Source organism: Pseudoalteromonas sp. GutCa3 (assembly GCF_002836155.1).
Classification (GTDB): domain Bacteria; phylum Pseudomonadota; class Gammaproteobacteria; order Enterobacterales; family Alteromonadaceae; genus Pseudoalteromonas; species Pseudoalteromonas arctica.
Map to the genome: position 1 here is coordinate 43,202 of NZ_PJBK01000024.1, position 8,487 is coordinate 51,688.

Genomic DNA, 8,487 nt, shown 5'->3' on the forward strand with positions numbered 1-8,487 from the left:
TTACTTAATTTAGCTATTAGTAGGCGCTGGTTGGGCATCTACTAGTGGTGGCTTGCCACGCATTTTACGTACTAATCGTTTAGCATCTTCTAGTGCAACATACTGGCACGGTATAAGTATCAGTGTAATTACTGTGGCAAATAACACACCAAAAGCAAGTGATACAGCCATCGGGATAACAATTTTAGCTTGTAAACTCGTTTCAAAAATAATTGGCATTACACCAATAAAGGTAGTGATTGAGGTGAGTAATATTGCTCTAAAGCGACGAGCACCGGCTTGCATTACAGCATCCTTAATCGAAACACCTTCAGCGCGGGCTTTGTTTACAAAATCAACCATAACGAGGGAATCGTTTACGACCACACCCGCTACAGCAATAATGCCAAACATCGATAAGCTACTCATGGTCATACCTAAAATCATATGGCCAAACATAGCGCCCACTACACCAAACGGAATAACCGACATTATAATAAGTGGCTGCGAGTAAGATCGAAGCGGAATCGCTAACAAGGCAAATATAATCATCATTGATATACCAAAATCACGAAGCTGCTCTGAAGCGCTATCCATCTCTTCTTGAATGCGCCCAGCTACATCACTTGTAACGCCAGGGTAGCTTTTAAGTAATGTTGGTAAGTATTCATCACGAATTTCTTCTGCAATTGCAAATGGTTCGGCTTGGTCGGTATTTACCGCAGCCCATACGTTTACAGTACGTTTAGAGTTTTCGCGGCGAATACGGTTTACACCGTCAACCAGCTTAACTTCGGCTACTTCACTTAGCGGTACTTCAGCGCCTGTAGGCGTAATAATACGCACACTTGCTATGTCACTTATTGAGTTACGTTCGTCTTCTGGATAGCGGATCATGACTTTAATTTCTTCGCCTTCACGCAATATTCGCTGCGCTTCTAAGCCGTAGTAACTAAAGCTAACTTGCGACGCTACATCAGCAAGCGTTAAACCCATGCTGTAAGCGAGTGGTTTCAAATCAAGTTGCACTTCGTCGGTAGCGCTTTGCATTGAATCGTTTACGTCGCCAACGCCTTCCATTGTTTGTAATTTGGCTTTTAATTTACCAGCCACTTCTTTTAGCTCGTCAGCATTTTTGCCTTCAAGTTTAAAGCTAACGTCGCCATCATCTCGACCGCCATTCATTATACTGTCTTGAATGGTCATGGTTTTAATGCCTGGTAGGGCGGGCATTTGCTCGCGCCATAATGCACTTAGGGCAAAGGTGTCGATAGGGCGTAAGTCAGGCTCTACCAAAATGGCCATAATATTTGCTTGCGTTCGTCCGCGCAGGCTTACCGATAAATCGCGGATCATCGGTTTACCGTATTGCTCTTGTAGTTGCTGATCGACCTTTAACAACACGCTTTCTATTTTACGTGCGGTTTCAAGCGTTGCTTGCTCAGATGAGGCAAGGTTCATTTCTATATCAATACGCGGAAAGTCGTGCGGTATTTTAGGGTTTGGTACAAACTTAACTAAACCACCTGCAAACATACCTGCGCTTACAATAAGCAAACACATAAAGCCAACAATTACGGTATAGCGGTAGTGAATACAGCGGCTAACAAAAGGAAGGTAGTAGTTATTCACAAAGCCTTTTAAGCCACTATCAATTACCATACGTAAGCGATGTAATAGGTTTTTAGGATTTGGTTTACGCGGGTTCATTGCTGCAATGTGTGCAGGTAAAATAAGTTTTGATTCAATGAGTGAAAAAATCAAACATAAAATAATAACGCCACCAATGGCCTTAGAAAAAGCAGCACCAGGGCCGGTTGCGAGTGTTTGTGGTAAAAATGCAGCAATGGTAGTTAGTACACCAAAGGTTGCTGGCATCGCAACACGTTTAACACCGCGTACTACGTTATCAAGTGTATGACCGTATTTTTCTATTTCGGCACTGGCTGATTCGCCCACAACTATGGCGTCATCAACAACAATCCCGAGCACAAGTATAAAGGCAAAAAGTGAGGCTAGGTTAATTGTTACATCTAAAAAGCCAATGGGCATAAACAAAAAGGCACCTAGAAAAGACACCGGTAAACCCATCATTACCCAAAATGCCAAGCGTAGTGGTAAAAATAGTGCCAGTACTATCATTACTAACAAGCCACCCCAAATCATGTTATCGACCATCATATCAAGTCGACCTTCAAGGTAGTAAGTTAAATCAACAATAGGAGAGAGCTTAACGCCTGCAGGTAAAAGCGGCTCTTTAGCTGCCATGTAGCTTTTAAGTACTTTTGCTACATCGGTAATGTCTTGATCTTTTGATGCGTTTACTTCAAACGAGAGTGAATTTTTACCATTATATTTTGAATACTGCAGACCTTCTTCAAAGCCATCGTTAATGGTTGCTACATCGCCTAAATAAATTTGTGCGCCATCAGCAAGGGTAATAAGGGGCAGTTTTTCAAACTCAAAGCCACGGTAGGCTTGTTTTTCAACACGCATCGAAATATAACCGTTTTCAGAGCGTATTTGCCCCGCCGACATATTGGCCGAAAAGTTTTGTACAGCGCCTGCAATATCTCTAAATGTTAAGCCGTACTCGCGTAGTTTATCGGGGCTAACTTCTATACCAATTTCGTATTCTAAACCGCCGTTAAAATTAACAAGATTTACGTGAGGCAGTGCTTGTAACTCGTCTTTAATATCGTTGCCAAGCTCTTTTAACTGGTAGTTACTCATGTCGCCATAAAGCGCGAGTATCATTACTTCTTGCTCAAATTTATCGCGGCGAACAACAGGGCGCTCCATTCCCGCAGGAAAGGTGTTTATTGAATCAACTTGTACTTTAATTTCATCAAGTACTTCTTGTGGATTGTATTGTTCTTCTATTTCAATCCACGCTTGTGAAAAACCACGGTTAGAGTAAGTAATTAGGCGTTTAATGCCTTCAATACCTTCGAGGTTTTCCTCAACTTTTATGGTTATGCCTTCTTCAACTTCTTGCGGGGCTGCACCTGGGTAAACCGCTTGTACGCTTATCCAGTTACTTTCAAACTGTGGGAACATTTGTTTGCGAATGGTCATCGCCATTAAAATACCGCCCACTAATATAAATATCATTAGTAGGTTGGCAGCAACCGGGTTTCGGGCAAACCATGCTATTAACCCTGTTTCACGAGTGTTCATGATTATTCCTCTTTCAGCGCAAGTTGAGTTACATCAGTTTTATCAGGCGCAATATCTTCAACTTTTACTGCCATACCTTCAGTTGGATACTCAAGCGCTGAGGTAACAATTTGCTCGCCATTTTTTAGCCCTTGGCTGGCTATAATCATGCCGTTTTGTTCGCGTATAATATTGAGAGTTTTAAACGATAATGTTAAATCGTCATTTAAAATTACAATTTTATTATCTTTAACTAAGTGGTGCGCAACAATAATTGCGTTATCAAGCGGGCGACCTTCAATGGTAGCGTTAATGTATGAACCAAAACGAAGGGGGCGTGTTTTATCGCCATAAGGTGTTGCAAGTTGTGCAACCAAGTAGCTCATACGGCTTGTTTGATCAACCACACCTTCGGTGCGAATTACTTTGGCTTGCCACATTGTTTGCTTACCCGCGTATTCTGCGTTAAATGTAACATTTGAGCCTACGCCGCCATTTTTTAAATATTGCAGTTCTTGGTCGGCAACGGGTAAACGGACCTCTGCAACTGAGGTTGCACTCAATGCACCAAAACTATTACCTGGGTTTACTACTGAACCCAAGCTAATTGTGCGTTCATTAATAATGGCATCGTATGGGGCTTTAATATAAGTACGTTCAAGATTGCGGCTAGCACGTTTAACACTTGCTTGAGCAGAGCGGTAACGCGCTAATTTTTCGGCCAGTTGTGGTTTACGTAAATAAAGTTCTGAGGCAATAGCTTCGCTTGAGTCCGATTTAATACGCTCCCATTCAGCTTTTGCTACATGTGCTTGTGCGCGTTCTATTTCAAGTGCTGAGCTTGCTTGAGCTAAACCTGCTTGCGCTTCAATAAAGTCTGCCTCGTAATCATTTGCATCAATTCGTGCTAAAATATCGCCTTGCTTTACAAACGCGCCTTCAACAAATTGATCTGATACCGAAATAACTTGCCCACTAACTTGTGCTATCAGCTCGGTACGGTCCTTTGGTTTAACAATGCCGTACGATTTAACATCGAGCGTTATAGAATCTAAAAGTATGCTTTGTGTTGCAACTAAAGGGCGTAAATCTTGCTCAGGCTTTTCTTCGGGTGGTTTTTTCATTGCCATAAAGGCGAAAGCTAAAGCAATACCGCCTGCTAAAACAGCAATTGGGAGTATTATTTGTTTTGTAGTAGCCACAAGGCATTCCTTCATAATTGGTGGTGACAGAGCAATAATACGCAATAAAGTGTTTACAAGCTGTTTTAAGATGTAACAAAGCATTACATGTGTGTGTTACAACTCACTATGCGACTAATTAAGTTCCTAAAAAGAAATTAAAGTAAGTGTTTTTTATACAGAGGAAATTATGAAAACCGAATCGATGAATTGCAGGCTAGGCTGCGGCGCATGTTGTATTGCGCCAAGTATTAGTTCGCCTATTCCAGGTATGCCAAATGGTAAAAAAGCCGGAGAGCGTTGTATTCAGCTAGATGAACGTAATTTATGTAAGTTATTTGGTGATGAAAGTCGCCCAAAAGTATGTAGCGATTTTAGCGCCACGCTTGATGTGTGCGGGTCAACAAATGCACAAGCTTTAGCGCTTATTACAGAGCTTGAAGAGCTAACTTAATCCTCGTTTTTAATACACATCTATTTACAATATATTATTAATAAAAATCTTCATAAGGTTAATAAAAGCAGTCGTTAATTTATTTAATGGCGAAATATTAGACATATTTAACTTTGTTGCTAATATAGGAAATTGTAAGATACTTTTTATAAATCTAATTTATAGGTGATTTCGTTCAATCTTAATTTTTAAAAGGAAAGAAAAATGAAAAATTTACTTACAGCATTTACATTAGGTGTGACTTTATTAGGTTGTTCAAACTTACCCATTAAAACCGATATTAAAGAAGACCACTTTAGACTCGAAAACTTTAAAAGAGAGCAGGGAGTAGATCTAGAATATGTCCACTTGATGTGCTTTAACAAAAAACCTACACAATGGGCTGAACCAAAGCAGTATATCAGTGGTGAGCATGATTTATGGGTAAAGGCGAGTGTTTCAAACCCTGATGTTTTAAATAGTCAAAAAGAAGCTTTTGTTAATTTTAACGTTAATTTAGATTCTGATAAAAGCTACATGCTAAATAGAAAAAGGGAAGGGGATAAAATATCAATCTGGATACAAGAAGTTGAAACCGGTACGGTTGTTTCGCAGGTTCTTACAGATGAGCTTAGTCGCCCTTTACAAATTGATAATGAGCTAAGAAAAAGACAATGTCGTTCTGGTTCAATATAAGCTGAGTAATCAAAGCTCTTAATATTTAGTAGGCCGTTTATTCTTTGCTAAATATTTATTCAAAGACCTGTTTTAAATAAACAGGTCTTTGAATGTGATAGCTCAATTCTACCAACTATACGTTGCGCTTAACGTATATTGCTCACCTCGCCCTGGTGTACCAGGTATCTCTTCAAACGATTCACCCCATAAGTTATCTGCTGCTAAAGTAATAAATAAGTTTTTTAGCATTGGCGGCGTAACTTTTAACGTTAAATGAGTAAATAAAGCATCGTCGTCACTACCGCGCAGCGCATTTTCGTGCTGTTTGCGCCACTCGTTATCTATTCTAAACTGCAATATATCAGTAGGATTCCACACTGCGCCGAGTGTTAGGCGGTGATCAGGAAAGTTTAATGCGTAAAAACTAGCATCAATATCTGCCGCACCGTAATTTTCTGATTTATGAAGGTAGGTGTAACTCGCTACAATTTCGGTGGTTTCAAAGTGTTTAGTTGCTAAGAACTCAATGCCCGTCGTATTTATATCTACAGCGTTTGCAAAGCGCGCAGAGCTTGAATCAAAATTAAACGTCCAATCGGTTAAGTTGTCATCTTTGCGATAAAAAATAGCCGAATTAAGTTGCCAAGTTTGCTCATCAACTAATAAACCTAGCTCTAGGCTTTTAGTCGTTTCGCGCTCAAGGGTGTAATTACTTTTAAATAACCCGCCTGAATCACTTCCGCCAATGGCGGTATAGCCTGCTACTTGGCTTGCCTCTGCGTACGATAAATAAAACGTGCGCTCAAAACCTTTGCTGTTTTGTGTATTAAGCGTTATATCACCAATAAGTGACAGTTCAGAGTCGTCTCTATTTGTATCGTCAAACGCAGCACCTAAACGAAATGTAAGTTGTTTATTATCCTCAAGCGCCATTTTGTATTCAGGCAATACGCTTAATTTATAATACTTACGAGAGGTAAAGTTGTTTTCAAGCGTGGTAGATTCAATTGAGTCGTCAATAAACTGTGCTGAATAATTTACAGCAAATACATCGCTTTGAGCATGATGCCCCGATAGCGCTAACGACTTAACTTCACTTTTGTGAAACGCTTCAAAAGCGCTTGGATTTTCGCGAGAGTAAATATAATGATCGTCGTGTGTGCGGTAATAAGCCGACACTTCAAAGTTACTATCCTGCGCATAATTTTGCTTATGGTTTAGCATTAATAAGCGGGTTTCTAGCTCTTCTGTTTCGTTAACGCCAAATGGTGTGTACAAATTTGGCCAGCCAAAAAACTTATCTTGTGAGCCAAAAAACAAATCTGTTTGAGAATCAGCGCCAGCTAATTGAACGCGACCCGATGCACGCGTAAAGTCGTGATCGCCGTTATCAATTGTGCCATCGCTTTGTGAGTGAGAAATCTCACCTTCAAAACCAAGCTTCCAATCCTTTGCGCCTTCAAGGGGCATACTTACACCTGCATGTAAGCTTTGTAAGTTAAAATCGTTTGTGCCAGTACCTACCGATACACTGCCGCCCGTGCTAATTGGTTTCCAGCCAAACGATACAGTGCCTACAGAGCTATTAGCACCATTAAGCGCATTGTCTGCGCCTGTTAAAATATAAGGGCCGGTAAGCATTTGCGGTGCAATAGGAATTTCAGCAAAGTAATGACCAGACTGTGGGTCAAGTAAAGTAGCACTACCAACTCTAAAGCCGGTATTTTCAAAAATACCACCGCGTATAGTTACATCGGCTTGCGCTTCAGCCATATTACGTGATTGTAAATCAACACGTGGGTCATACTCTAAATTAGATACTGGAGAGTCAAATGTACCTACAGGTAATGTGTTTGCCGTGGGCGATGCCTCAACCGTTATTTTTTCGATTGCCGGTGATGCTTCAGTTTTATCAGTTATAGCTTCGCCGTAGGCAAAACTGCTCGCGCTGCATAGCAGTGCAGGGAGTATAAAGTGCGGTGACCATTTCATGTTGTGTGTCTCATTTTTTATATGCAATTACGGTAACAATTAAATTCAGAACACACTTTTAAGGCGTGATAAAATAATTCAATTAAACAACTGCGATTTTGGCGCGATTGTACATTAATTCATTAAAAACTGCATTTGATAATCATTTGCAAAGTTAATGCATCTAACAAACTTGGTCACATTTATTATGAATATAAAACAGCAAGATACTATTTACTTTGCAGGTGGCTGCCTGTGGGGCGTGCAAGAGTTTTTAAAGCACTTACCTGGTGTAATAAGTACTGAAGCAGGGCGGGCTAATGGAAAAAACGATAATACACAAGGCGAATACGACGGTTATGCTGAGTGTGTAAAAGTAATATTTAGTACAAAAGAGGTTAGCTTAAACGAGCTGTTTGGCTTCTTTTTTGAGATTATTGATCCGTATAGCGTTAACAAACAAGGGGATGACGTAGGCCCTAAATATCGCACTGCCATTTATAGCAAAAGCCAAAGCCATTTAGATGCAGCAAGCAATTATATAAACCAGCGAAGTGATGCTGATAAAATTGTGGTAGGGGTAGAGCTGCTAACTAACTACGTGCCAAGCGATCCTGAGCATCAAGACCGCTTAACTAATCATCCTGATGACTATTGCCATATACCGCTTGAGTTACTGCATAAGTATAAATCGTAACTTAGAGTAGGGTAAGCGCACAAAGATAAGTAATTAGAAGCTATCGCTTCTCGCGTAAGCAAGCTTAGCGCCTACGGGTAAAGTTTGACGCGGTGTTTTTTGTAGACGTGCAGCTTGCTGACGTGACGAGTGCAGCTCGTAATTTAAGGTTGAATATAGCGTTAGGTAAAGGTAAGTGATTAGAAGCTATCGCTTCTCGCGCAAGCAAGCTTAGCGCCTACGGGTAAAGTTTGACGTGGTGTTTTTTGTAGACGTGCAGCTTGCTGACGTGACGAGCGCAGCTCGTAATTTAAGGTTGAATATAGCCCTATAAAAGTAAGTAATTAGAAGCTATCGCTTCTCGCGCAAGTAAGCTTAGCGCCTACAGGTAAAGTTTAATCCGGTGTTTT

The 8,487-nt window shown here is 40.5% G+C and carries 6 protein-coding genes; 3 read left to right on the forward strand and 3 right to left on the reverse strand.

From position 1 onward, the window contains the following. Positions 1–9: 9 nt before the first annotated feature. Positions 10–3,159: an efflux RND transporter permease subunit gene (locus CXF64_RS04895; protein WP_101216478.1), complete on the reverse strand. Its 3,150-nt coding sequence runs from the start codon at positions 3,157–3,159 to the stop codon at positions 10–12. A 2-nt stretch (positions 3,160–3,161) separates the two neighbouring features. Further along, positions 3,162–4,340 (reverse strand): efflux RND transporter periplasmic adaptor subunit, encoded by a 1,179-nt coding sequence (locus CXF64_RS04900; protein ID WP_007581894.1) that lies wholly within the window; start codon positions 4,338–4,340, stop codon positions 3,162–3,164. 169 nt (positions 4,341–4,509) lie between these two features. Here CXF64_RS04900 and CXF64_RS04905 point away from each other — a divergent pair, with 169 nt between their 5' ends. Continuing rightward, positions 4,510–4,773 (forward strand): YkgJ family cysteine cluster protein, encoded by a 264-nt coding sequence (locus tag CXF64_RS04905; protein ID WP_007375812.1) that lies wholly within the window; start codon positions 4,510–4,512, stop codon positions 4,771–4,773. A 204-nt stretch (positions 4,774–4,977) separates the two neighbouring features. Then, positions 4,978–5,448, forward strand: a complete 471-nt coding sequence (locus CXF64_RS04910; RefSeq protein WP_007581896.1) for a hypothetical protein — start codon at positions 4,978–4,980, stop codon at positions 5,446–5,448. A gap of 108 nt (positions 5,449–5,556) precedes the next feature. Here CXF64_RS04910 and CXF64_RS04915 read toward each other — a convergent pair whose 3' ends face one another. Continuing rightward, entirely contained in the window at positions 5,557–7,422 is a 1,866-nt protein-coding gene (locus CXF64_RS04915; RefSeq protein ID WP_101216479.1) for a TonB-dependent receptor plug domain-containing protein, read from the reverse strand. Between the two features lie 187 nt (positions 7,423–7,609). Between CXF64_RS04915 and CXF64_RS04920 the strand changes: the two genes are divergently transcribed. After that, on the forward strand, positions 7,610–8,098 hold the full coding sequence (locus CXF64_RS04920) for a peptide-methionine (S)-S-oxide reductase (RefSeq protein WP_101216480.1): 489 nt from the start codon (positions 7,610–7,612) through the stop codon (positions 8,096–8,098). The last annotated feature ends 389 nt before the right edge of the window (positions 8,099–8,487 follow it).

Bases quoted from the DNA above. Each gene is read 5' to 3' on its own strand.
- CXF64_RS04895 (WP_101216478.1), bottom strand. From the start codon at position 3,159: ATGAACACTCGTGAAACAGGGTTAATAGCATGGTTTGCCCGAAACCCG.
- CXF64_RS04905 (WP_007375812.1), top strand. From the start codon at position 4,510: ATGAAAACCGAATCGATGAATTGCAGGCTAGGCTGCGGCGCATGTTGT.
- CXF64_RS04910 (WP_007581896.1), top strand. From the start codon at position 4,978: ATGAAAAATTTACTTACAGCATTTACATTAGGTGTGACTTTATTAGGT.
- CXF64_RS04915 (WP_101216479.1), bottom strand. From the start codon at position 7,422: ATGAAATGGTCACCGCACTTTATACTCCCTGCACTGCTATGCAGCGCG.
- CXF64_RS04920 (WP_101216480.1), top strand. From the start codon at position 7,610: ATGAATATAAAACAGCAAGATACTATTTACTTTGCAGGTGGCTGCCTG.